This is a genomic window from Roseibium sp. (assembly GCF_025698965.1).
GTDB lineage: Bacteria > Pseudomonadota > Alphaproteobacteria > Rhizobiales > Stappiaceae > Roseibium.
In genome coordinates this window covers 1-21610 of sequence record NZ_JAILWL010000040.1, presented here as the reverse complement: position 1 = coordinate 21610, position 21610 = coordinate 1, and the positions used below count along the sequence as shown (strand labels likewise).

21 protein-coding genes are annotated in these 21610 nt (G+C 55.5%); 4 read left to right on the top strand and 17 right to left on the bottom strand.

Annotated features, from left to right (window positions below; genetic code table 11):
- From K5905_RS05305 to K5905_RS05230, 16 genes are all read right to left on the bottom strand, one after another.
- Positions 1-1971 (bottom strand): sodium-translocating pyrophosphatase (locus K5905_RS05305; RefSeq protein ID WP_297581023.1); only part of this gene is annotated, 1971 nt, incomplete at its 3' end.
- Positions 1972-2190: 219 nt separating this feature from the next.
- The gene (locus K5905_RS05300; protein WP_297581021.1) at positions 2191-3414 is read right to left on the bottom strand and encodes an MFS transporter; all 1224 of its coding nucleotides are present in this window, start codon (positions 3412-3414) and stop codon (positions 2191-2193) included.
- Positions 3415-3676: 262 nt separating this feature from the next.
- On the bottom strand, positions 3677-4675 hold the full coding sequence (thiL, locus tag K5905_RS05295) for a thiamine-phosphate kinase (RefSeq protein ID WP_297581019.1): 999 nt from the start codon (positions 4673-4675) through the stop codon (positions 3677-3679).
- Positions 4676-4677: 2 nt separating this feature from the next.
- Entirely contained in the window at positions 4678-5199 is a 522-nt protein-coding gene (gene nusB, locus K5905_RS05290) for a transcription antitermination factor NusB (RefSeq protein ID WP_297581016.1), read from the bottom strand.
- Between the two features lie 5 nt (positions 5200-5204).
- The gene (gene ribH / locus K5905_RS05285) at positions 5205-5654 is read right to left on the bottom strand and encodes a 6,7-dimethyl-8-ribityllumazine synthase (protein ID WP_297581014.1); all 450 of its coding nucleotides are present in this window, start codon (positions 5652-5654) and stop codon (positions 5205-5207) included.
- 158 nt (positions 5655-5812) lie between these two features.
- Positions 5813-6424, bottom strand: a complete 612-nt coding sequence (locus K5905_RS05280; protein WP_297581012.1) for a riboflavin synthase — start codon at positions 6422-6424, stop codon at positions 5813-5815.
- 1 nt (position 6425) lies between these two features.
- Positions 6426-7550, bottom strand: coding sequence for a bifunctional diaminohydroxyphosphoribosylaminopyrimidine deaminase/5-amino-6-(5-phosphoribosylamino)uracil reductase RibD (ribD, locus tag K5905_RS05275; protein WP_297581010.1), 1125 nt, complete (start codon positions 7548-7550; stop codon positions 6426-6428).
- Between the two features lie 19 nt (positions 7551-7569).
- A complete protein-coding gene (gene nrdR / locus K5905_RS05270; RefSeq protein ID WP_297581008.1) occupies positions 7570-8046 on the bottom strand; it encodes a transcriptional regulator NrdR in 477 nt (158 codons plus the stop codon).
- Positions 8047-8075: 29 nt separating this feature from the next.
- Positions 8076-9386, bottom strand: a complete 1311-nt coding sequence (gene glyA, locus K5905_RS05265) for a serine hydroxymethyltransferase (RefSeq protein ID WP_297581006.1) — start codon at positions 9384-9386, stop codon at positions 8076-8078.
- Between the two features lie 473 nt (positions 9387-9859).
- Positions 9860-10087, bottom strand: coding sequence for a serine hydroxymethyltransferase (locus K5905_RS05260; RefSeq protein WP_297581003.1), 228 nt, complete (start codon positions 10085-10087; stop codon positions 9860-9862).
- A gap of 107 nt (positions 10088-10194) precedes the next feature.
- Positions 10195-11502, bottom strand: a complete 1308-nt coding sequence (locus tag K5905_RS05255; protein ID WP_297581000.1) for a L,D-transpeptidase family protein — start codon at positions 11500-11502, stop codon at positions 10195-10197.
- Positions 11503-11844: 342 nt separating this feature from the next.
- Complete coding sequence (locus tag K5905_RS05250) at positions 11845-12360, bottom strand: winged helix DNA-binding protein (RefSeq protein ID WP_297580997.1); 516 nt, start codon at positions 12358-12360, stop codon at positions 11845-11847.
- Positions 12361-12515: 155 nt separating this feature from the next.
- A complete protein-coding gene (mmsB, locus tag K5905_RS05245; RefSeq protein WP_297581030.1) occupies positions 12516-13427 on the bottom strand; it encodes a 3-hydroxyisobutyrate dehydrogenase in 912 nt (303 codons plus the stop codon).
- A 79-nt stretch (positions 13428-13506) separates the two neighbouring features.
- Positions 13507-13926, bottom strand: a complete 420-nt coding sequence (locus tag K5905_RS05240; RefSeq protein WP_297580994.1) for a DUF6163 family protein — start codon at positions 13924-13926, stop codon at positions 13507-13509.
- Between the two features lie 35 nt (positions 13927-13961).
- Complete coding sequence (locus K5905_RS05235) at positions 13962-14996, bottom strand: enoyl-CoA hydratase/isomerase family protein (RefSeq protein ID WP_297580990.1); 1035 nt, start codon at positions 14994-14996, stop codon at positions 13962-13964.
- Positions 14997-15051: 55 nt separating this feature from the next.
- The gene (locus K5905_RS05230; protein ID WP_297580988.1) at positions 15052-16191 is read right to left on the bottom strand and encodes an isobutyryl-CoA dehydrogenase; all 1140 of its coding nucleotides are present in this window, start codon (positions 16189-16191) and stop codon (positions 15052-15054) included.
- Positions 16192-16466: 275 nt separating this feature from the next.
- Here K5905_RS05230 and hemB point away from each other — a divergent pair, with 275 nt between their 5' ends.
- Positions 16467-17462 (top strand): porphobilinogen synthase, encoded by a 996-nt coding sequence (gene hemB, locus K5905_RS05225; protein WP_297581027.1) that lies wholly within the window; start codon positions 16467-16469, stop codon positions 17460-17462.
- Positions 17463-17648: 186 nt separating this feature from the next.
- The gene (locus K5905_RS05220; protein WP_297580985.1) at positions 17649-18152 is read left to right on the top strand and encodes an RDD family protein; all 504 of its coding nucleotides are present in this window, start codon (positions 17649-17651) and stop codon (positions 18150-18152) included.
- Between the two features lie 87 nt (positions 18153-18239).
- Here the strand turns inward: K5905_RS05220 and K5905_RS05215 are convergent, their stop codons facing one another.
- Positions 18240-18725, bottom strand: a complete 486-nt coding sequence (locus K5905_RS05215) for a TspO/MBR family protein (RefSeq protein ID WP_297580982.1) — start codon at positions 18723-18725, stop codon at positions 18240-18242.
- Positions 18726-18971: 246 nt separating this feature from the next.
- Here K5905_RS05215 and K5905_RS05210 point away from each other — a divergent pair, with 246 nt between their 5' ends.
- Entirely contained in the window at positions 18972-20795 is a 1824-nt protein-coding gene (locus K5905_RS05210) for an SLC13 family permease (protein ID WP_297580980.1), read from the top strand.
- Between the two features lie 34 nt (positions 20796-20829).
- Positions 20830-21600 (top strand): arginyltransferase, encoded by a 771-nt coding sequence (locus K5905_RS05205; protein WP_297580979.1) that lies wholly within the window; start codon positions 20830-20832, stop codon positions 21598-21600.
- The last annotated feature ends 10 nt before the right edge of the window (positions 21601-21610 follow it).

The following is a 21610-nucleotide window of genomic DNA, read 5'->3' as shown; positions in this document are numbered from 1 at the left end:
GGTAAAACCATCCTCAAAGGACTTTTTCGCATTGTCCCAAGCACCGCCACCAGCGGTCATGGAAATCGCAACGAAGAGACCGGTTACAATCACACCAAGCAGCATCGCACCAAGCGCTGCAAACGCATCCGCAGGTGTTGCCACCGCTCGCACCACGAAGAACACGACGATTGGCGACAGAACCGGCAAGAGAGACGGAATGACCATTTCCTTGATCGCCGCCTTTGTCAGCATGTCGACAGCCCGGCCGTAGTCCGGTTTCTCCGTGCCTTCCATAATGCCGGGTTTTTCCTTGAACTGACGCCGGACTTCTTCAACAACCGCCCCTGCAGCACGTCCAACGGCCGTCATCGAAATACCGCCGAACAAGTATGGCAGAAGACCGCCGAACAGCAGGCCTGCAACAACATACGGGTTGGACAGCGAGAACAGCGTATCAACGTTGATCCCTGCGAAGATCGACCCCTCTTCCGCAGTGCTTGAGAAGTATTTGAGATCTTCCGTGTAGGCTGCGAACAGAACCAGGGCGCCCAATCCGGCAGAGCCAATGGCGTAGCCTTTGGTCACTGCCTTGGTGGTGTTGCCGACGGCGTCGAGTGCGTCCGTTGTGGTGCGCACTTCTGCCGGCAGATCCGCCATTTCGGCAATTCCGCCAGCATTGTCGGTCACCGGACCGAATGCATCGAGAGCGACAACCATCCCGGCCAGCGCCAGCATGGTGGTTACCGCAATTGCGATGCCGAACAATCCAGCGAAGCTGTAGGTTACCAGAATACCCGCGATGATGATGATCGCCGGCAGTGCCGTTGCTTCCAGCGAGACCGCAAGCCCCTGGATCACGTTGGTGCCGTGGCCGGTAACGGATGCCTGAGCGATGGACCTCACCGGGCGATACTCCGTACCGGTGTAATACTCGGTCACCCAGATGATCAGACCTGTCACGACGAGGCCAACAAGGCCGCAGACAAACAGATCAAAGCCGCTGAAGGTGGTTCCACCCGATGTCGTGTATTCCGTGCCTGCGCCCAACCATCCGAAGATGATAACCGCCAGGGCGACCGCCGAAAGAACGGACGTGGCGATGAAGCCCTTGTAAAGCGCTCCCATGATTGAGTTGTTTTCACCGAGCTTGACGAAGAACGTGCCGATGATGGAGGTCACGACACAGCTTGCACCGATCAGCAACGGCAGCATCATAAGTTCATGGGCCTGTGCGCCGGTGAAGAAGATCGACGACAGAACCATGGTCGCGACCACTGTCACTGCGTAGGTCTCGAACAGATCGGCAGCCATGCCCGCACAGTCACCGACATTGTCGCCGACATTGTCGGCAATCGTGGCCGGATTGCGCGGATCATCTTCCGGAATACCCGCTTCGACCTTGCCGACGAGATCGCCGCCAACATCGGCACCTTTGGTGAAGATACCGCCGCCCAGTCGAGCAAAGATGGAAATCAACGATGCTCCGAAGCCGAGCGAAACGAGCGCGTCGATCACGGTTCGATCGGTTGCTTCATATCCCATGACACCGGTCAGAATGCTGAAATAGACAGCAACACCGAGTAATGCGAGGCCGGCAACCAAAAGGCCGGTGACGGCACCGGCCTTGAAAGCGATTTCCAATCCTGCCCCGAGACTTTGGCTCGCGGCCTGGGCCGTGCGCACATTGGCACGGACGGAAACCATCATCCCGATATATCCAGCAGCTCCTGAGAGAACGGCCCCGATGGCAAATCCGATTGCCGCGGGTCCGGAAAGCAAAATCCAGGCAAGAACGAAAACAACGGCCCCGACAATCGCGATGGTCGTGTATTGCCGGTTGAGATAAGCGCTGGCCCCTTCCTGGATCGCGCCGGCGATCTCCTGCATACGGGCGTTGCCCGCATCCGCCGCCATGACGGATTGAATGGCCCACGCGCCATAGGCGATGGACAAGAGACCACAAACAATGATGACGACTAGCTCGATCATGCTTCCTCCCAAGATTGCGGCTGGCTGTTTTTTTCGTTGTTTTACCTGCCAAAAGATGCGTTACGGCAATACCGCAGCGTGAAGAGTGCACACGATAGCAGCAAATGAGAGCGCTTCGTCAAGCTCTCACATTGTTTAATTCAACAGTTCCGTTACGGTAACAATTGGTGCAGCGCAGAATTTTTTGCTGCACTGACGAAATGAAAATCCGCAGACACTTTAAGTGGTTGTAACTGCTTTTCTTTCAGCCAGAGCGAGCCAGACCAGCAATCCCAGGCACAACAGCACGAAAGGGAAGACGAGTACATTGACTGTGCCCCAGCCAAAGACATTTAAAAGCGCGCCGGACGAAAATGACGCAGCAGCAACGAATCCGAAGACCAGAAAATCGTTTACCGCCTGCACCAGATTCCGCTCTTCCGGCCGGTAGGTATCTGTCAACATCGCGGTTGCACCGATGAACCCGAAATTCCATCCAAGACCAAGAAGCACGAGCGCGGTCCAGAAATGGGCAAGCTCGATCCCCGTCAGCGCGACGATGGAACAGCCAGCCAACAATGCCAGGCCAATCGACACGATGCGCTCCTTGCCGAAGCGGGCTATTAGGTTTCCTGTAAAGAAACTTGGTCCGAACATGGCCAGCACATGCCATTGAATTCCAAGGGCCGCATCGGTTTCGCTCAAACCGCAGGCAATCATCGCCAATGGTGTGGCTGTCATGACAAGGCTCATCAGAGCATAGGAACAAATGCCGCAAGCCGCAGCGACGACGAACCGGGGCTGCAGCATGATTTTGTGCAATGGACGCCCACCTGCCTTGGCATGGCTGATACGCGGTGGCTTGGGGATCTTGATGAACATCAGCAGGAAAAAGGCAATCAAGGCCAGACCTGCCTGAGCCAGGTAAGTTCCGGCAAACAGGATCGGCTCAAAAAGCCCTTTGGTGGCAATCACCGTCTGAGGGCCGACGATCCCGGCCAGAACACCTCCGGCCAGCACCCAGGAAATGGCCTTCGGTTTGAAAGCATCGCTTGCCGTGTCGGCAGCAGCGAACCGATACTGCTGAACAAAGGCACCTGCGAAACCACCCAGGCAACAGGCCAGAGAAAACAAGAGGAAGTCGTCCTGAAACACGGCAAACGATGCCAGCAAGCCGGAACAGACGCCCAGTAGCGACGCCCCTGTGAACCCGGCCCGACGGCCGAACCTGCGCATGATCATGCCCGCAGGGATGGTCCCAAAGGCGGTACCCAGCACCATCGCGGAAACAGGCACTGTCGCCAACGACTTGTCGCTTTCCAGCATCATGTAACCGACCAACGGCCCCGTTGCGATGACTATGGATGCGGAAGCGCCGCCGAGAGCTTGAGCCAGAGCAAGCAGAAGCGCATTCCGTCTGGCCAGGCGGTCGTCAACAAATATGTCCGGGGTCACGGCGGTCATGTGCGATCTTTCAAGAGCGAAAAAAATGGTAGGCGGGTAGCAGTCAGACTTTTGAGGACGGCAATAGGGCTTCAACAAATGAACGGTCTTGCGCTCGAAGACCACCCCGACTTTTTTGCACCCTCAAAAAACTTGTTCAGTCCTAGCACGCCGTCCGACTGCCGAAAAGACACTCATTGTCAGCATACAATCGAGCTCTCGTCTTCATCTTTAATGCAGCAGCAGCATTCCGGCACCATGTCCGAAAAGCAGCGGTGTTGGTTTAAAAATGGCGAAACCCGAGATTTGGATTGATTTCGACTGGCGCTCCGGCCTCGGTCAGATCTACCGAACCCGGGCCCTCGCCAACAGAACCAATTTTTGTCACGGGACACCCAACAACTTCAGAGGCCTGTTGAAAGGCGGCCGCTCTGTTTGCAGGGATACTTGCAAGCACTTCATAGTCGTCACCGCCGTTGAGACAACGGGTGAACTCGTCCGGCGCAACTTTCCTGAGCCGTTTCAATGCGTCTGACAAAGGTAGCTTGTTCAAGTCGATCGCAACCGCAACACCGGAAGCCTTTGCCATGTGTCCACAGTCGGCGACAAGACCGTCTGAGACATCCATCGCAGCGTTGGCAAATTCGGAAATGGGTCCTGCAAGCTTCGCTCGTGGTTTCGGCAAAAGGTAGCGATTGAGAATGTGGCTCTCTTCAGATTTGGTCAGACCGCACTTAGTGCCGAAACCGGGGTCAAGCCGCGCTTTCAGTCCTGCAGCCGCATCGCCGATCGTTCCTGTCAAAAACAGTTTGTCGCCAGGTCTGGCTCCCGACCGCCGTACCGCTCGGCCGGCAGGCACCTCGCCTATTGCTGTAATGGAAACCTGAAGTCCGTTGCCGGAGCGGATAGTGTCCCCACCGAGCAACTGCACATCATAGGCTGCCTGGTCTGCGGCAAGACCTTTGCAAAACCGGTCCAACCAGTTAGCTGTCCAGTCAGACGGCAACGCCAGCCCCAAAAGATATCCTCTCGGAACGGCCCCTTTTGCCGCCAAATCAGACAGGTTGACCCTCAAGGCCTTGGCGGCGATCGCTTCGGGAGCGTCGTCGGCAAAGAAATGGATGTCCGCGGCCAGAACATCCTTGGTCAGCACGAGGTCGAAACCAGCGCGCGGTGTCAAAACCGCCGCATCATCCGTCAGACCGAGACTTCCCGGATCTTTCGCCAGGGGAGCGAAATACGTCTTGATGAGTTCAAACTCGCCTGGCCGGTCTGCCGCCATGGTCAGGTGGCGCCATCCGTTTTCGGTGCGTCCAACTCGGACTCGCGCAATTCGTGGGCAAGACGGTCAAGGACACCATTCACGAGACCAGGCTCGTCATCCTCGAAAAAGGCCTTCGCGACATCGATGTATTCAGAAATGATCACCTTCGCCGGAACATCCTTCCGGCGCAGAAGTTCATAGGATCCGGAGCGCAGAATTGCACGCAACAGACTGTCGATCCGCTTGAGCGGCCAATCTTCGGTCAACGCCGTATGGATGTATGGATCGAGGAATTTCTGGTCCTCGACAACTCCTGCAAGGATCTGCTTGAACCATTGCTCGTCGGCGTCGCGATATTGCGCGCCGTCGATTTCCTTGCCGAGGCGGAACGCCGTGAACTCACTGACGACATTCGTCAGCGGAGTATCACCAATATCCATCTGATAGAGAGCCTGAACGGCAGCGAGGCGGGCGACGCCGCGCTTGTTCGCAGGACGCACAGTTTTTGCAGCCGGTTTTTCCGGGTCGGCTTTTCCGGTCATTTTTCTTATACTCCAAGCCTTTGGCGCAGGGCGATCATGTCAAGGGCAGCTTGCGCAGCGGCTCCGCCCTTATTCTTGTCGTCCACTTTTGCGCGGGCCCATGCCTGTTCATCGTTTTCGACTGTCAGAATACCATTTCCAACAGCAAGATCCGCATCAACGATCAGGTCCATAATCACGCGGTTCGATTCATTGGCTACGATATCGTAGTGCGTGGTTTCCCCACGGATCACGACACCGAGCAGAACAAATCCATCATACAGAACACCGTCGCTTTCCATCGCGGTCATGGCCATTGAAAGTGCTGCCGGAATTTCCAGGACGCCGGGAACGGCGATCCGGTCATAGCTGGCGCCGGCTTCTTCAATCGTCTTGATTGCACCTTCGGCCAGCGCGTCTGCCAGATCATTGTAGAAACGGGCTTCAATGATCAGAAGTTTTGGTGCAGCACTCATGGGTCTTGATATCCTATATTGGGCCGCGACAGGAACCACGTCAGCCCAGGTTTGTCCAGTCTCATTCGCACTCGACCGCAACAACCCGGCGACAATTGCGTCAACCGATCGTGGTGATCCGGCATGATAGCTCTTTTCGAAGGTGTTGGGACCGTCCCCTACCCGGTCTTGGTGAATTCCGCAAGGCGCGCTGCGTAGCGGGCCATCATATCCACTTCCAGATTGACCTTGTCGCCAACCTGACGATTGGACCAGGTGGTGACTTCCAGCGTGTGCGGGATCAGAAACACTGAAAACAGCAAGCCGTCAGCCTCGTTCACCGTCAGCGACGTTCCGTCGAGTGCGACCGAGCCTTTCTTGGCGATAAAGGGCGCGGCATCTTCAGGGGCTTCAAACTGCAGATAAACAGAATCAGGGTGGTCTTCGCGCTTGGTTATCGTCGCAAGGCCGTCCACATGCCCAAGGACAAGATGTCCGCCCAATTCCGAGCCCAATGTCAGGGACCGTTCAAGGTTGATCTCCTGTCCGGTCTTCCAGCCTGAAACGTTGGTCAGTGCCAGCGTTTCAGCTGCTGATTCCACCTCGAACCAGTTGCCGGCGGAGCTGATGGCCTTGTCCGTGACCGTGTGACACACACCTGCACAGGCAATCGACGCACCAATATCAAAGCTATCCGTATCATAGCTGGTGCGTATCCTCGTCCGCCGACCTGCCGGGATCGCTTCAATCGAGAGGATTTCACCAAGGTCTGTCACAATGCCGGTAAACATGTCAGGCTCCACGCCGTCTGAGGTAGATAAAGCTGTCGACGCCGAACTTGCCCGCATCGATCCGTTCGAATTTGGGATCTTCCAAAACATCCGCAAGATCAAAATCATGCAGAGCAGGTATTCCGTCCTTACCGATCTCGATGTCCCCAGTCACGACGCACAGGTCGTCAACCAGATCCGCAGCCAGAAACGAAGATGCCATTCTGGCGCCGCCTTCCACCATGACCCGTGTCACGCCACGTGTGGCCAGGGCACTGAGAACGACGGAGGGCTTGATGCTGCATTCATCCGCAGGGACACGAATAACATTGACCCCAGCTGCCGACAAAAGATCAATTTTGTCCTGATCTGCATCATTTCCGCAGATGAGCCAGACCGGTACGTCCACACAGGTCCTGACAAGTTTCGATTCCAGCGGTAGCCTTGCACATCGGTCGATGATGACCCTGACAGGTGACCGCGACGCCAAACCCGGCAGCCGACATGTCAGTTGAGGGTCATCAGCAAGTGCCGTGCCGGTCCCAACGAGAATGGCGTCATGTTCGGCGCGAAACCCGTGGACCTTGCGCATGGACAAGGGACCGGAAATCTTCACCTGTCCTTCGCCGCTGCGTCCGATAAATCCGTCCTGCGAAACCGCCAATTTCAGAAACACATGAGGTCTTTGCCTGAGCTGCCTCAACATGAAACCGTGATAGATCGCCTGCATCTGCCGCTCACGCACACCGACAACAACGTCTATTCCGGCATCCCGAAGCATTTGCACTCCCCGACCCGCGACCCTTGGATTGGGGTCCAGCATGCCGACGACGACCCGCTTGACACCGGCTTCAGTCAAGGCAAGCGCACAAGGCGGTGTGCGGCCATAATGCGAACAGGGCTCCAGAGTGACATAGCAGGTAGCGCCCCTGGCCTGGTCGCCTGCTTGACGAAGGGCATTGACTTCCGCATGCGCCATGCCCGGACGCGAGGTTACGCCACGGCCAACCAGCACAGAGCCGTCTTCGTCCTCCCGGACGATCAGCGCCGCAACGGCAGGGTTGGGCCAAACGCGCCCCAGTCCGCGACGGGCCATTCGTTCGGCGGCCGCCATGAAGCGTTCATCGAGATTGGAATTGGCTGACATAAGCTATCAATCGCAACGATCAGTGATCATCAACCGGCTGGCCGTCCGTATCACTCAACTCATCCAGCAAGGCTTCAAAGTCTTTGGCCTCACGGAAATTCTTGTAAACGGAGGCAAAGCGTACATATGCCACGTCGTCGATGCCCTTGAGGCCCTCCATGACGTGGTTGCCGATTGTTTCTGCTGTGATTTCGCTTTCGCCAGAGCTCTCGAGCTGACGCACGATGCCACTGACCATTCGTTCTATGCGTTCCGGTTCTACCGGCCTTTTGCGAACCGCGATCTGGACTGAACGCATCAGTTTTTCACGGTCAAAGGGAACCCTGCGGCCAGCTCGTTTCAGTACCATCAATTCGCGCAGCTGGACTCGCTCAAAGGTCGTAAACCGACCGCCGCAAGTGTTGCAGATCCTGCGGCGGCGGATTGCGGTGTTGTCCTCGGTGGGGCGTGAATCCTTGACCTGGGTTTCGTCGCCACCGCAAAACGGACATCTCATTTCTTAAAGCTCCTGATCGAGCCGGTTTGTTATTTCCCGTAGATTGGGAACCGGCCCGTCAGTGCTTCTACCTTGGCTTTGACGGCTGCTTCAACCGCTGCGTTGCCCTCTTCACTGTTTGCGGCCTTTAAACCGTCCAACACTTCCGTGATCAGCATGCCAACTTCGCGGAACTCGGCAACGCCGAAGCCACGGGTCGTTGCTGCCGGAGTGCCGAGGCGGATACCGGAGGTCACGAACGGTTTTTCCGGATCGAAGGGAATGCCGTTCTTGTTACAGGTGATGTTGGCGCGGCCGAGAGCCTTCTCGGCAAGCTTGCCTGTTGCGTTTTTCGGTCGCAGATCGACCAGCATCAGGTGGTTGTCGGTTCCGCCGGACACGATATCGAGCCCCTGCTCTTTCAGCGTTTCGGCCAACGCCTTGGCGTTTTCGGTCACTGCCCGGGCATAGGCCTTGAACTCCGGCTGTAGCGCTTCCTTGAAAGCGACTGCCTTGGCTGCGATCACATGCATCAACGGGCCACCCTGAAGCCCCGGGAAAACCGCGGAGTTGATCTTTTTGGCAATCGCTTCGTCATTGGACAGGATCAGACCACCGCGCGGCCCGCGCAGTGATTTGTGGGTCGTGCTGGTGACCACATGAGCATGCGGCACTGGAGACGGATGGAGGCCACCGGCCACGAGACCTGCAATATGTGCCATATCGACCATGAGATAGGCACCGATGCTATCAGCGATTTCGCGGAACTTTTTCCAGTCCCAGATCCGGGAATATGCTGTGCCCCCCGCCAGAATCAGCTTCGGCTTGTGTTCATGCGCAAGGCGCTCGACCTCTTCCATATCGAGAAGATGGTCTTCTTCGCGGACGCCATAGGAAACGACATTGAACCACTTGCCGGACATGTTGACCGGTGAACCGTGAGTCAGGTGACCACCCGAGTTCAGGTCAAGGCCCATGAAAGTGTCGCCCGGCTGCAGAAGGGCCAGGAACACAGCCTGGTTCATCTGGCTACCGGAATTGGGCTGAACGTTGGCAAACTGGCACCCGAACAGCTCTTTCGCGCGCTCGATGGCCAGTGTCTCGGCAACATCGGCAAATTCGCACCCGCCATAATAGCGCTTGCCCGGATACCCTTCGGCATATTTGTTGGTGAAAATGGAACCCTGAGCTTCGAGCACAGCGCGGGAAACGATGTTTTCAGAAGCAATAAGCTCGATCTCGTGCTGCTGACGACCCAGCTCATTTTCGATGGTGCCGAAAATATCCGCATCCACCTCTGCCAGGCTACGCGTGAAGAAATCGGACTGCAGGGACTGACTGGAGCTTTCCATCAATGACATCACACCATCCTTGTATACTCTCGAGAGGGTCTAAGGCACTTTCTTGCGGTAAAAAGCTCGGGTTTGCTCAACCGCTATGCCGATTTGAGCGTGGAATTAACACACCGAGTGTGAAGAACCAAGGTCTATACCGACGCTTCGACACCCTGTATGCGACAACTTTGCTCAGGGCTTACACTTTCGGCACTTTGTGTTCGTAAAATATAATTTTGGCATCCCGATCAATATTGAAACATTTCAGCCCGTATACGGTCTTTCAGACTGAGAGCAATCTTTCCCTATCCTTGAATTTGGAATGATTTTCCGGGAATTAATTCGCAGACAAATTTTATTTCATCGTGCTTAAAAAGATTTACTTCGTAATTTTTCCGAGGAATCCGTTTATCGAACAAGGGGGACAGCTCCCTGCGTCAAGTCGAAAGCGCCTTTCGAAGATCAAGGATCCATCAGAAGAAAGGTCTTCCCGTGTTGTTTCAATAGAGGTTCGCGCCACGTTGCGACGATGCAGCCTCTGCCTCCTGCGCCAGACGACGCTGCAGTTTGCGAACCGCAATCCGTTTCAAATCACTTTGGGCTGCAGAGGCCGGGCCAAATGTGGACACTTCTATCCCCGTTGCGGCATCGATCGCAGTGACCTTCACTTGCTGCCCGACCGGTCTGAACTCAAGATAGATTTCGCCAGCCCGCGGCTCGTGGCTCATTGCAATTCCCCCAATTGACACCTGTCAGCTAGAAGACACGAAACGCCGGCCCGATCAAGACCAGCGTTTCCTGAAACGTTCGATTGCCGTGCCCGGGCGGCACCCGGTTAGAGCCGTGCCTGGGTCCCGGTGCCATAAAGGTCATCACGGTTGTAGATGTCTTCCCTGAAGTGAACCACACCATCGGCATTGGCCCAGGCGGTAACGTAAGTCATGTAAAGCGGGATCGATTTTTTCAGCTTCACATCCTCGCGCTCACCTGTGCGAACAACGGAATCGACGCGTGTTCTGTCCCAGTCGGGCGTTGTCGACTGCAGAAGCCAGGTCACCAGCTCACGAACGTTCTGAACACGGACACAACCGGACGAGTGGAAGCGATAGCCCTCACCGAACAGGGTCTTGGACGGCGTGTCATGCAGGTAGACCTGATGTTTGTTGTGGAAGTTTATCCGCACGGACCCTAGCGAGTTTTCCGAGCCGGGGTCCTGGGTGAAACGATACTGGGTCGCCTCATCGGTGTTCCAGTCGATCTGCTGCCACGACATCTCGTTGCCGCTCCAGTCGAAGATCCGGATGTTGTTCTTATCAAGATACTGCGGATCTTCCTTCATTTTCGGGATCAGATCCTTGCGGATGATGGAAACCGGAACCGTCCAGTACGGATTGAAGTTCAGCTCGTAGATCTTGCTGTTCAGAATCGGTGTCTGACGGTCAATCTTGCCGACGACAGCAGTATGACGGGATCTGACCCTGCCGTTTTCAACGGCTTCGATCTCGGCCGCCGGAATATTGACCATCACATAGCGGTCGCCGAGGAAACCGGACATGGAGCGCATGCGCACCATATTTGTTTCCAGTTGGCGAAGTCGGACATCGGCCGGAATATTGAGAGCCTCAACCGTTCCATCCCCCATGACCCCATCGGGGATCAGGCCATGTCGCAGCTGAAAGCGACGCAGGGCTGCGTCAACGTAAGAATCGAACGTGTCGGAAAGCCCGGCCTGTTGCTCGAGATCGCCGGACGCGATCAGACGACGGCGCAGCTCAACCACACGGGGATCTTTTGCGCCAATCCGCAGTGCCTTGCCGCCACCTGTCACCGTGCCCCAACCGCCCGCTTGAACGATCCGCTGGTATCGGTCAATAGCAACGGCAATATAGTCCGCGGTCTCTGGAGAAAGGGTCGGTGCGGAAGATTTCACCTCGGTGATATTGTCCGTCGCGATGTCGAAATTATCTGCCCATTCAACATTCTGGCGGTTTTGCTGCAAGGATTGCAGAGCCGTTTGGGCTGGTGCCGGGCCGCTTTCAATGAGAAATGCTGAAATCCCCAAAGCACACACGCTTGTAAGCGTTTTTCCAGTCGTCCAATTCAGGTTCAGTTTCTTCCCGAACGGTCCGGTGAAAAGGTTCATTGCCGACCCCATGTGCTGCGCATTGCGCGTTAAAATGCTCGTTGTGCTTGTGGCGCGACCGATCAAATTACGCCGCACCGGTTGTTCCAGTTTCTACTCGTAGCGGAAGGGAGTTAATAAATCGCTTGATTCTTTAACCATCTTTGCGCCTGGAAGCGCGCACAAAGCCATTCCAATGTGACCACAAGATGTCAGCAAGCGGAGGTTAGTATTTCTCCGTTTCCTTCTTCTGCTTTTTTTGACTGATTTTTGAAAATCTGAAATGCAATTTTGCGTGAAGGCATAAAAAGAAAGCACCGCCCACTGGGCGGTGCCTTTGTCATCTGAATGTACCGCGAAATTTTAAAGGCGGTAAAGAATCTGATCGGTCCAGAACCGCTCGAGGCGGCGCAAAGACTTGTTCAGCGAAACAAAGTCTTCAGGACCGATTTCACCGACCTGCTCCACGGACAGAATGTGACGCTCATAAAGATCGTTGACGATCTTTGCCACTTCCTGGCCTTTATCGGTCAGGCTCACGCGGACGGACCGACGGTCCATGCGGGAACGCTGATGGTGGATATAGCCGGTCTCAACCAGTTTCTTCAGGTTGTAGGAAACGTTCGAGCCGAGATAGTAGCCGCGTGTCCGCAGCTCACCGGCAGTCAGTTCGCTGTCGCCGATATTGAACAGCAGCAGTGCCTGCACGCTGTTGACATCGGAACGACCCATTCTGTCGAACTCATCCTTAATGACGTCCAGAAGACGACGATGCAGCCGCTCGACGAGCGTGAGAGCTTCAAGATAGAGCGGTTTGATTTCCACTTCTTCTTGTTCACTCGGTGCTACAGCGTCGACTGCCCTACTTGCGGTGATCATGTGATTGCGCCTCTTTTGTACCTGTCGTTCGACGGATATTTTCCCGCCTTGATACGCAATCTACTCGAACCGTTCTAAAAACCACTTAAGAGATGTGCTGAATCATCCGTAAACTTTTTAAGTGCGTTCTACTGGTTCTGTTTAGTATTTGTTTATCATGAGCCACGCAGAAACTTGATAATACCGGAGAAATCCTGGCTTTCACCACCCGAGTTGCAAAACAGCGTGTAAAGAGATTCAGCTTCAGCCCCAAGTGGCGTTGCCGCACCGGAAGAATTTGCTGCCTCCTGTGCGAGTTTTAAATCCTTGAGCATCATCGCCGCAGCAAAGCCCGGCTGATAGTCGCGATTGGCCGGCGAGGAAGGCAACGGTCCCGGAACCGGGCAATAAGACGTCAACGACCAGCACTGGCCCGATGCAGTCGACGAGATGTCAAACAACTTCTGCGCGTCCAGTCCAAGTCTTTCGGCAAGTACGAAGGCCTCGCAGACGCCTACCATCGAAATTCCCAGCAACATGTTGTTGCAGATCTTCGCAGCCTGACCCGTTCCAGCCCCGCCGGCATGAACGATGGTCTTGCCCATGATATCGAGATAGTGCTTCGCCAACCCAAAGGCTTCGTCTGGTCCGCCGACCATGAAGGTCAGCGTTCCGCCGGCAGCGCCCGCGACACCACCGGATACCGGAGCGTCGACCATCTGCATGCCCTTTTCGATCGCAGCCGCACTTACAGCGCGCGCGCTGTCGACATCAATCGTGGATGAATCGATCATCAGCGTACCGGGCTTTGCGTTTTCAAGAATGCCACCCTCGCCCTCATAAATCTGACGGACATGCTTGCCCGCCGGCAGCATCGTGACGATGACGTCAGCGGCGGCAGCAAGATCGGCAACGCCGGTAGCCTTTTCGCCTCCGGCGTCGGCAAGCGCAGACATTGCCGCGTCAGACAAGTCAAATCCCAGGACCTTGTGACCGGCTTTCACCAGATTGACCGCCATAGGGCCACCCATATTGCCAAGTCCGATGAATCCAACTGTGCTCGACATGATTTTCCTCCCGAGTAGAATTTTGTGTTGATTTAGAATCCGTTGGCCGACTCATTTGAAGTCCCGTCAAAGGAACTTCAGAAAATGAATCAAACAGGGCTCAGCGCGCGCTGGCCCGTCGTTCCTTTTCCATCAGGTAGGCCAGAACTGCGTAGATCGCGATTGTGAGAAGATAGAAGGATATCTCGTAGGGCCTGCGGCCGTAGAGATCCGAAAAGGCCGTATGCATGACGATCTGGCAAAAGCAGCGGAACAGCCACATCACTGTTCCCCAGGAAACGGTCAACCACAGGCCCGTGGCCGCAACAAGATCCAGTACGGCAAAAAAGATGATTGCCCCTTGCAAGGCGATCGGCATTTCCCAGAACCACAGTCCCCGCCATTCGACAATGCCGATGATGCGCGCCCAATAGATAACGCCGCCGCCGATCAGAATGATCGCAATGCCGCGCAAGTACCATGTCAGTATGGTGCTCCAGGGCGGCCGGGCGTCTACGAGGTCCTGAAAGCTGGTGATCATGTTCGGCTCGGTTCCGGGTTCGAGTCTCGGGAGACCTAGAACTTGAGATCTCCGTCAGATGGTTCCTCGAAATACGACGCCAAATCCCTGCTGTCCACTTGCCCAATATGGGAAGGGCTCCAATTTGGTGCCTGGTCCTTGTCGACAAGGACTGCGCGGATGCCTTCAAAGAAGTCATCACCTTGCAGAATTCGGGATACGATCCTGTATTCAAGCTTCATGCACTCGTTGAATGACAGGTTGCCGCCACGTCTCATCTGCTCGAAGGCGATCATGACACTTGTCGGTGACTTGTGAAGAATGGATGCTGCGGTTTTTCGGGCGAACTCGCTATCGGACGCTTCAAGGCGCTCCAGAATCTCCGAAACAGATCCTGCAGAAAACGCCTGTTCAATCACGTCCTCGTTCAGTTTCAACGGCCCCTGTTCCGGCATGACCTGATAACTCGACAAGGTTGCATCGATGTCGTCAGTGCTTTCGAGAGCTTTTTCAAGATCTTCAAGATCAGCGGAATTGACTGCGTGGGTCAGCACTCCGGTTGCCAGTGCGTCACCCAGTTTCAGGCGACCAGCGCTCAAAGCGCAATAGAAACCGGTCTTCTTCGGCATGCGCGGCAGAAAATAGGTCCCGCCAACATCAGGAAAGAAACCAATGGCTGTTTCCGGCATCGAGAAGAGCGTCTTTTCAGTTCCAACCCGGTGACTGCCGTGAACCGAAACGCCGACACCACCCCCCATGACAATGCCGTCGATCAAGGCAACATAAGGTTTCGGATAGGCCTTGATTTGTGCATTGAGTGTATATTCTTCCCTGAAAAATGCGCTGAGCCCATCCAGCTTTCCGGCCAGTCTGGCATCATAGATACTGCGAATATCGCCGCCAGCACAAAATGCCTTCTCACCAGCCCCTTTAATAACAATGTGTCCGACAGAGGGATTGTCAGCCCACTCGCTGAGCTGGCTTTCCAGGGCCTTCAGCATGCCATGGCTGAGCGCATTCAACGCCTTTGGCCGGTTCAGGGTTACAAAGCCGGCCTTGCCGCGAATTTCAAACAGGATTTCGTCGCTCACTTGGGCGCCTCGCAAAAAGAAGAGTCGTTTCAATCGTTAGCGGGACAAGTCTCATTCAATCCTTAAGGAGCTGACGAGCAATTATCAGACGCATGATTTCGTTTGTACCTTCCAGAATCTGATGCACACGGACATCGCGGAAGAAACGTTCAATCGGATAGTCTCGCAGATAGCCATAGCCGCCATGCAACTGCAGCGCTTCATTGACGACCTTGAAACCGGTATCCGTCGCAAGCCTTTTGGCCATGGCAGCGAGTTTGGTTGCGTCCGGCGACTTCGCATCAACCGCAGCCGCCGCCTTGTGAAGCAGCAGACGCGCTGCTTCCAGTTCGGTCGCCATGTCAGCAAGACGGAACTGCAGCGCCTGAAATTCGGAGATCGGCTTACCGAACTGCTTGCGCTCCTTAACATAAGAAAGCGCGTGTTCGAGACAGGCCTGGGCTGCACCAAGCGAACATGCTCCGATATTCAACCGGCCGCCATCCAACGCCGACATCGCAATCTTGAAGCCCTGCCCCTCCGTCCCGACGAGATTGGCCTTGGGCACCCGGCAGTCCTGGAAATTCACCTGCGCGGTCGGCTGGCTCTTCCAGCCGAGCTTGATCTCATTGGCACCGAAGCTGAGCCCCGGAGTTCCCTTTTCTACCAACAGGCACGACACACCCGACGGCCCCTCGCCACCAGTGCGAACCATGACTGCATAAAGGTCACTGACACCACCGCCTGAAATGAAGGCCTTTGAACCGTTCAGAATATAATGATCGCCATCTTCCCTTGCGGTTGTCCGCAGAGCTGCGGCGTCGGATCCGGAGCCTGGTTCGGTCAGGCAATAGCTGGTCAGCAGCTCCATGGTGCATAGCCTGCTCAGATATTTCTGACGAAGCTCATCGGACGCATAGGTGTCGATAATCCATGCAACCATATTGTGGATCGAGATATAGGCTGCGGTAGAGGTGCAGCCTTTGGACAGTTCTTCAAAAATCAGCGCTGCGTCGAGCCGCGTCAGAGCGGACCCGCCGACTTCCTCCTTTACATAAATTCCGCCAAATCCGAGTTCAGCCGCCTTGCGCAAAGTGGAGACCGGAAAGATGCTGTCCTCGTCCCATTCCTTGGCGTTTGGTGCCAGCTCATCGCGGGAAAAACCAGCGGCCATATCCTGAAAAGCACGCTGATCTTCATTCAGTGAAAAGTCCACGGTTGTCCTCCCAATTGCGCAGGAACCTCGATTCCCCTTTGCGCAAGTTCTGATCTTCGCTGTTGCGGCAGAACTAAAACATATTTGACGCAAACGTCAAACAATCTCTTTTTTGTTTTTATTTTCAGTTATTTTACAGAATGTTGGAATGCGTCAATCTGCGTGATAGATTGGCGCCGCTCTTCTGTGAGAATAAAAATCTCAAGAAATTTCCTATCGAACGGGCTCGTTCCATGTCGTCTAATTCAAAGCTACCGAAAATCACTTCCGACCATATGGACACGCTACTGGCCGGCACCCGAATGCGCCGGAACCGCCAGACCGACTGGTCACGCCGCCTGGTGCGGGAAAACAACCTGAGTGTGAACGACCTGATCTGGCCGATTTTCCTGGTAGACGGCCAATCGGTTCGCGAACCCGTACCCTCCATGCCGGAAGTGTTCAGATTGTCAGTGGACGAAGCCGTTCGGGAAGCTGTCCGGGCTGCTGAACTCGGCATCCCGGCGCTGGCACTCTTTCCCTACACAAACCCGGATCTGCGTGACGAAACCGGCTCCGAGGCTCTCAATGCGGACAACCTGACCTGCCGTGCGCTCAGAGCAATCAAGGCTGAAGGGCTTAATGTCGGCCTGATGACCGACGTTGCGCTTGATCCCTATACCAGCCACGGCCATGACGGCCTGATGGAGGGTGAAACGATCCTCAATGATGAGACGGTTGACCAACTTTGCCGACAGGCGCTGGTTCAGGCCGAGGCCGGTTCAGACGTCATTGCACCGTCCGACATGATGGATGGCCGAATTGGCGCCATTCGACAGTCGCTGGACAGCCAGGGTTTCCGCGGCACCCAGATCATGGCCTATTCCGCCAAATATGCCTCTGCGTTCTACGGCCCGTTCCGTGATGCGGTCGGCTCGTCCGGTACATTGAAAGGTGACAAGCGCACCTATCAGATGGATCCGGCCAACACCGATGAAGCGCTGCGCGAGGCCGAACTCGACATCACAGAAGGCGCCGATATGGTCATGGTAAAACCTGGCCTGCCCTATCTCGACATCGTCAGGCGCATCAAGGACGAGTTTCAGGTACCGACCTACGCCTACCAGGTCTCGGGCGAATACGCGATGATCAAGGCCGCGAGCGCCAATGGCTGGTTGGACGGTGACAAGGCCATGCTGGAAAGTCTTCTAGCCTTCAAACGTGCTGGTGCCGACGGCATCTTGACCTATTTCGCGCCAAAAGTTGCTGAAATGCTGGCCGAAAGCAATTGACGGTTCGACGAAAACGGCTCCTTTGGTAGTGAGAGTTGAAGAGGCACAACTAGCGGCTGGACCGATCAGCGGCACCTGTGTGTTCCCTGGGTTTCAAGGTTCGCATTGAATGATCCCGCAACCGGGATTTGCGAATTTGCCTCACCGACACCACATGTGGTTCATCACTTTTTCAGGAGCCGGACGATGTCAGCAGATACCACCTCGGATTACGCTCGCCAGGATGTTTTTGATCCTGTGCGCAATCCCGAGCTTTTCGAGGGTGTCAGGAGTCGACGGGTTTTTGCCTTTTTCATCGATGTGATCGTCATCGCGCTTTTGACGTTCGGCGCCGGAATTCTTGTGTTTTTCCTCGGTGTTTTCACACTGGGTTTTGGCTTCCTTCTCTACGCGATCCTGCCGACGGCTGTCGCACTGCTGTATGTAGCCTTCACTCTGGGCGGCCCTCAGGCCTCCACTCTCGGCATGCGGGCGATGGGTCTTGAAATGCGCCTTTGGTACGGGGCGAAGCCCTACCCGCTGCTTGCGGCCGTGCATGCAATTTTGTTCTGGTTTTCCGTCTCTCTGCTGACACCGTTGATTTTACTTGTGTCCCTCTTCTCCGATCGCAAGCGCCTGCTGCACGACATTGTCCTCGGCGTCATTGTGATCAACTCGGCCTATCACCGGGAATATGTTCAGGAGCATTAGCCCCACGTTTGGCATTAGCCAGGTTCTCGTAAAAACGCCCTCCGGTTTGCTACCGGGCGGCGTTCTGCATGAATCGTCAGATTTGCTTCAATTCAAAAAGGCTATTGCACCGTTCAATACGGCTGCAAAGCCCACCCAGGCCGCATAAGCGCTGAACAACAATGCAGCCGGCCGGTCGTGATGCCACCTGTCTCGTGTGAAAGCGAGGATAGTCAGTAAGAGCAAGACAATGATGGCGAGCGCTGGCCAAACCATGTGCAGCGTGAAGAAAACCGGTGACCAAATCCAGTTCAACAGCATTTGCAGCGCCCAGAGAACCATGGCAGCGGATCTGGGCGCGGTTCTGAAGGTTCGCCAACCGGCAACGGCGATGAATATGTAAAGCACGGTCCAGACCGGTGGGAATATCCAGTCTGGTGGATTGAACACTGGCTTTTGCAAATTCTGATACCACTCGCCGGGAGGCGACTGTGTGCCAATGAACAGACCGGTTGCCAACACAACGACCAGAAACAAGGCGAGCATCCAAAGCGCACGCGCGTTCCGGTGGATGTGAAGTGAATTCGACAACATGTTTGCTCACTCTTGATACGATACTGAAAGTTTCTGCCTTCCTTGCGGAAAATCGATTGAAAGAGCACCCGAACCAACCGCAAGCCCCTCATTTCATTACGTGATCTACGTTCAGCTGGATCTGTCTATTTTTTCCCTCATAGAAACTATCAACGGCAATCTCTTCTTTGGCCTCTTCCAAAAGCAGGACCGCCTGTTTTAAAGTGCGCGCTCCTATGGTTGGCCACAGTGGCTTTGGACGGGTGAATGCACTCAGTTGATATTGCAATGGCGCTCACCTTTGTGGTGATTGCGTCGACTGTCATCCTCTACGCTTTCGAGCGCTATTCGATTGAAGCAGTCGCTCTTGGATCGGTCACCGCATTCATCGTTATCTTTTCGGTTTTCCCGGTAACGAAACCGGACGGTTCCGAAGTGCTAACCGCGGAGTTTCTGGCAGGTTTCGCCAACCCCGCCCTGATAACCGTGATTTGCCTGTTGATCATAGGCCAGGGCCTTTTCCAGACCGATGCGCTGGAGGGTCCTGCCAAATCCATTGTGCGCATGACACGCGGCCGATCCCAAAAGGCTGCTATTCCTATCCTGATTGCGGTTGCAATTCTCAGCGCATTTTTGAACAACACGCCTGTTGTTGTGATGTTCCTGCCGATTTTGACTGCCGTGGCGGCGACGGTCGGTCAGGCTCCTGCCCGCGTATTGATGCCGCTATCGTTCATCGCCATTCTCGGCGGTATGACCACGCTGATCGGTTCCTCAACCAATCTGCTTGTCGCCAATTACGCTGCCCAGAGCTCTGATCTGAAACTCACCTTCTTCAGTTTTACGCCGATCGGCCTGATCATGGCCGCAACCGGGGCAATCTACGTATTGTTCGTCATGCCGCACCTGATGAAGAACCGCAAAACCATGGCGGAAGAGTTTCAGGCAACTTCCGGCAAGCAGTTCATCGCCCAGATCGAGATTACCTATGGCCATCCCCTGGTGGGGGTAGAAGCCGTGTCGGGCATGTTCCCCAAACTCAAGGACATGACGGTCCGTCTGGTGCAACGCGGCCAGAAGCCGCTTTTGCCACCATTCGAGAATGTTGTCCTGTCGCCCGGTGATACGGTCATTGTCGCGGCGACCAGAACGGCGCTTGCCAACGCGCTCGCCCGACGCCAGCCGCTTATGGAAGCAGAAGCGGACGCCAACGATACCCAGGCAAACCAGCCTGGTTCCTTGAGCCTGGCAGAAGTGGTGGTTGCACCGGCCTCACGGCTTATGGGCCGCACACTGCCTCAATCGGGATTTTATACGGAAACCGGCTGCCTTGTCATGGGCATCCAGAGACGCAGCCGCATGCCGCGCATGGCGATGAACGACATAAGACTGGAAGCCGGCGACGTCCTGCTGGTGGCCGGTACCGAGGACGAAATCGCGCGACTTCGCGGGAACCGGGACGTACTGCTTCTCGACTGGTCAACGACCGAGGTTCCACGCAAGCGGTATGCCCCGCGGGCCCTTGCAATATTTGCCTGCGTGGTCGCGCTCGCCGCCAGCGGCACGGTGCCGATTGTTTCAGCTGCGGTTGCGGGCACATTCGCGATGATTGCTTCCGGCTGCCTCAACATCCGCCAGGCCATGCGCGCAATCGACAGCCGGATCTTCATGCTGGTTGGAGCTTCGCTGGCCGGTGCGGTTGCGCTTGAGGCGACCGGCGGAGCCATGGCCATAGCCTCGGCTCTGGTCTATCTGCTCGAGGGGGCGTCTGCCCCGGCCATCCTGTCGGCTCTGTTTTTCATCGTGATGCTTCTGACCAACTTCCTGTCGAACAATGCTGCCGCGGTTCTGTTCACGCCGATTGCCATAAATCTGGCTGATCAGATCGGACAGGAACCCGAAGCATTCGTCGTTTGTCTGATCATTGCCGCCAATACATCTTTTGCAACTCCGGTCGGGTATCAAACCAACCTCATAGTCATGGGACCGGGTCACTATCGATTTATCGACTTCATGCGGGCTGGCGCACCGCTCGCGCTTATTTTATGGTTGACCTTCACGATAGTCGCCCCATGGTATTATGGACTTTAGAACCGATTTATGAGGGACCGCGGGACAAAATAAGGTGACACGGCACCCAACAGATCATCCGCAATTCTATCTCACGGCGCCAGCGCCCTGCCCCTATCTGGAGGGCAAACAAGAGCGCAAGGTTTTTACGCATCTCGTGGGGCATGGTGCCCCTGCCCTGAACGAAGTTTTGACCCAGGGCGGTTTTCGGCGCAGTCAGAATATTGCGTATCGCCCGGCCTGCGAGCAATGCCAGGCCTGCGTTTCCGTGCGCGTTCGGGTGGATGATTTCAAATGGAGCAAATCCTTCAAGCGCGTCTGGAAAGCCGGTTCGGAGATCATTGGCGCACGCCTGCCGGCAAGCCCGTCTGCGGAGCAATATGATCTCTTTCGCGACTATCTGGAAACACGCCACGAAAATGGTGGCATGACGGAAATGAGTGTTCTCGACTATGCCATGATGGTTGAAGATACCCATGTCGAGACCCTGGTCGTGGAATACCGGCGGCGCGGCCCGGACAGTTTCGTAACCGGCGCAGGAGAAGGTCCTTTGCTGGGCGTCGCGCTCAGCGATCAGCTCTCAGACGGTCTTTCCATGGTTTATTCGTTCTATGATCCGGATTTCACAGATACCGCCCTTGGCACGTATATGATCCTAGACCATATCGAACGAGCCCGGAAATTGCGGCTGCCTTATGTATATCTTGGATACTGGGTCGAAGGCTCTGCAAAAATGGCTTACAAGGCCCGGTTCAGGCCGCAGGAACACCTCGGCCCAAACGGCTGGGTCATTGTCGATGGTAACGCTTCCATCAGTTGTGGTTGAACCGCCGTTA

Excerpts from the sequence above, each read along its gene's own strand:
- K5905_RS05300 (WP_297581021.1), bottom strand. The coding sequence starts at position 3,414 with ATGACCGCCGTGACCCCGGACATATTTGTTGACGACCGCCTGGCCAGA.
- thiL (WP_297581019.1), bottom strand. The coding sequence starts at position 4,675 with ATGGCGGCAGACCGGCCAGGCGAGTTTGAACTCATCAAGACGTATTTC.
- nusB (WP_297581016.1), bottom strand. The coding sequence starts at position 5,199 with ATGACCGGAAAAGCCGACCCGGAAAAACCGGCTGCAAAAACTGTGCGT.
- ribH (WP_297581014.1), bottom strand. The coding sequence starts at position 5,654 with ATGAGTGCTGCACCAAAACTTCTGATCATTGAAGCCCGTTTCTACAAT.
- K5905_RS05280 (WP_297581012.1), bottom strand. The coding sequence starts at position 6,424 with ATGTTTACCGGCATTGTGACAGACCTTGGTGAAATCCTCTCGATTGAA.
- ribD (WP_297581010.1), bottom strand. The coding sequence starts at position 7,550 with ATGTCAGCCAATTCCAATCTCGATGAACGCTTCATGGCGGCCGCCGAA.
- nrdR (WP_297581008.1), bottom strand. The coding sequence starts at position 8,046 with ATGAGATGTCCGTTTTGCGGTGGCGACGAAACCCAGGTCAAGGATTCA.
- glyA (WP_297581006.1), bottom strand. The coding sequence starts at position 9,386 with ATGTCATTGATGGAAAGCTCCAGTCAGTCCCTGCAGTCCGATTTCTTC.
- K5905_RS05260 (WP_297581003.1), bottom strand. The coding sequence starts at position 10,087 with ATGAGCCACGAGCCGCGGGCTGGCGAAATCTATCTTGAGTTCAGACCG.
- K5905_RS05255 (WP_297581000.1), bottom strand. The coding sequence starts at position 11,502 with ATGAACCTTTTCACCGGACCGTTCGGGAAGAAACTGAACCTGAATTGG.
- K5905_RS05250 (WP_297580997.1), bottom strand. The coding sequence starts at position 12,360 with ATGATCACCGCAAGTAGGGCAGTCGACGCTGTAGCACCGAGTGAACAA.
- K5905_RS05240 (WP_297580994.1), bottom strand. The coding sequence starts at position 13,926 with ATGATCACCAGCTTTCAGGACCTCGTAGACGCCCGGCCGCCCTGGAGC.
- hemB (WP_297581027.1), top strand. The coding sequence starts at position 16,467 with ATGGACACGCTACTGGCCGGCACCCGAATGCGCCGGAACCGCCAGACC.
- K5905_RS05220 (WP_297580985.1), top strand. The coding sequence starts at position 17,649 with ATGTCAGCAGATACCACCTCGGATTACGCTCGCCAGGATGTTTTTGAT.
- K5905_RS05215 (WP_297580982.1), bottom strand. The coding sequence starts at position 18,725 with ATGTTGTCGAATTCACTTCACATCCACCGGAACGCGCGTGCGCTTTGG.
- K5905_RS05210 (WP_297580980.1), top strand. The coding sequence starts at position 18,972 with ATGCACTCAGTTGATATTGCAATGGCGCTCACCTTTGTGGTGATTGCG.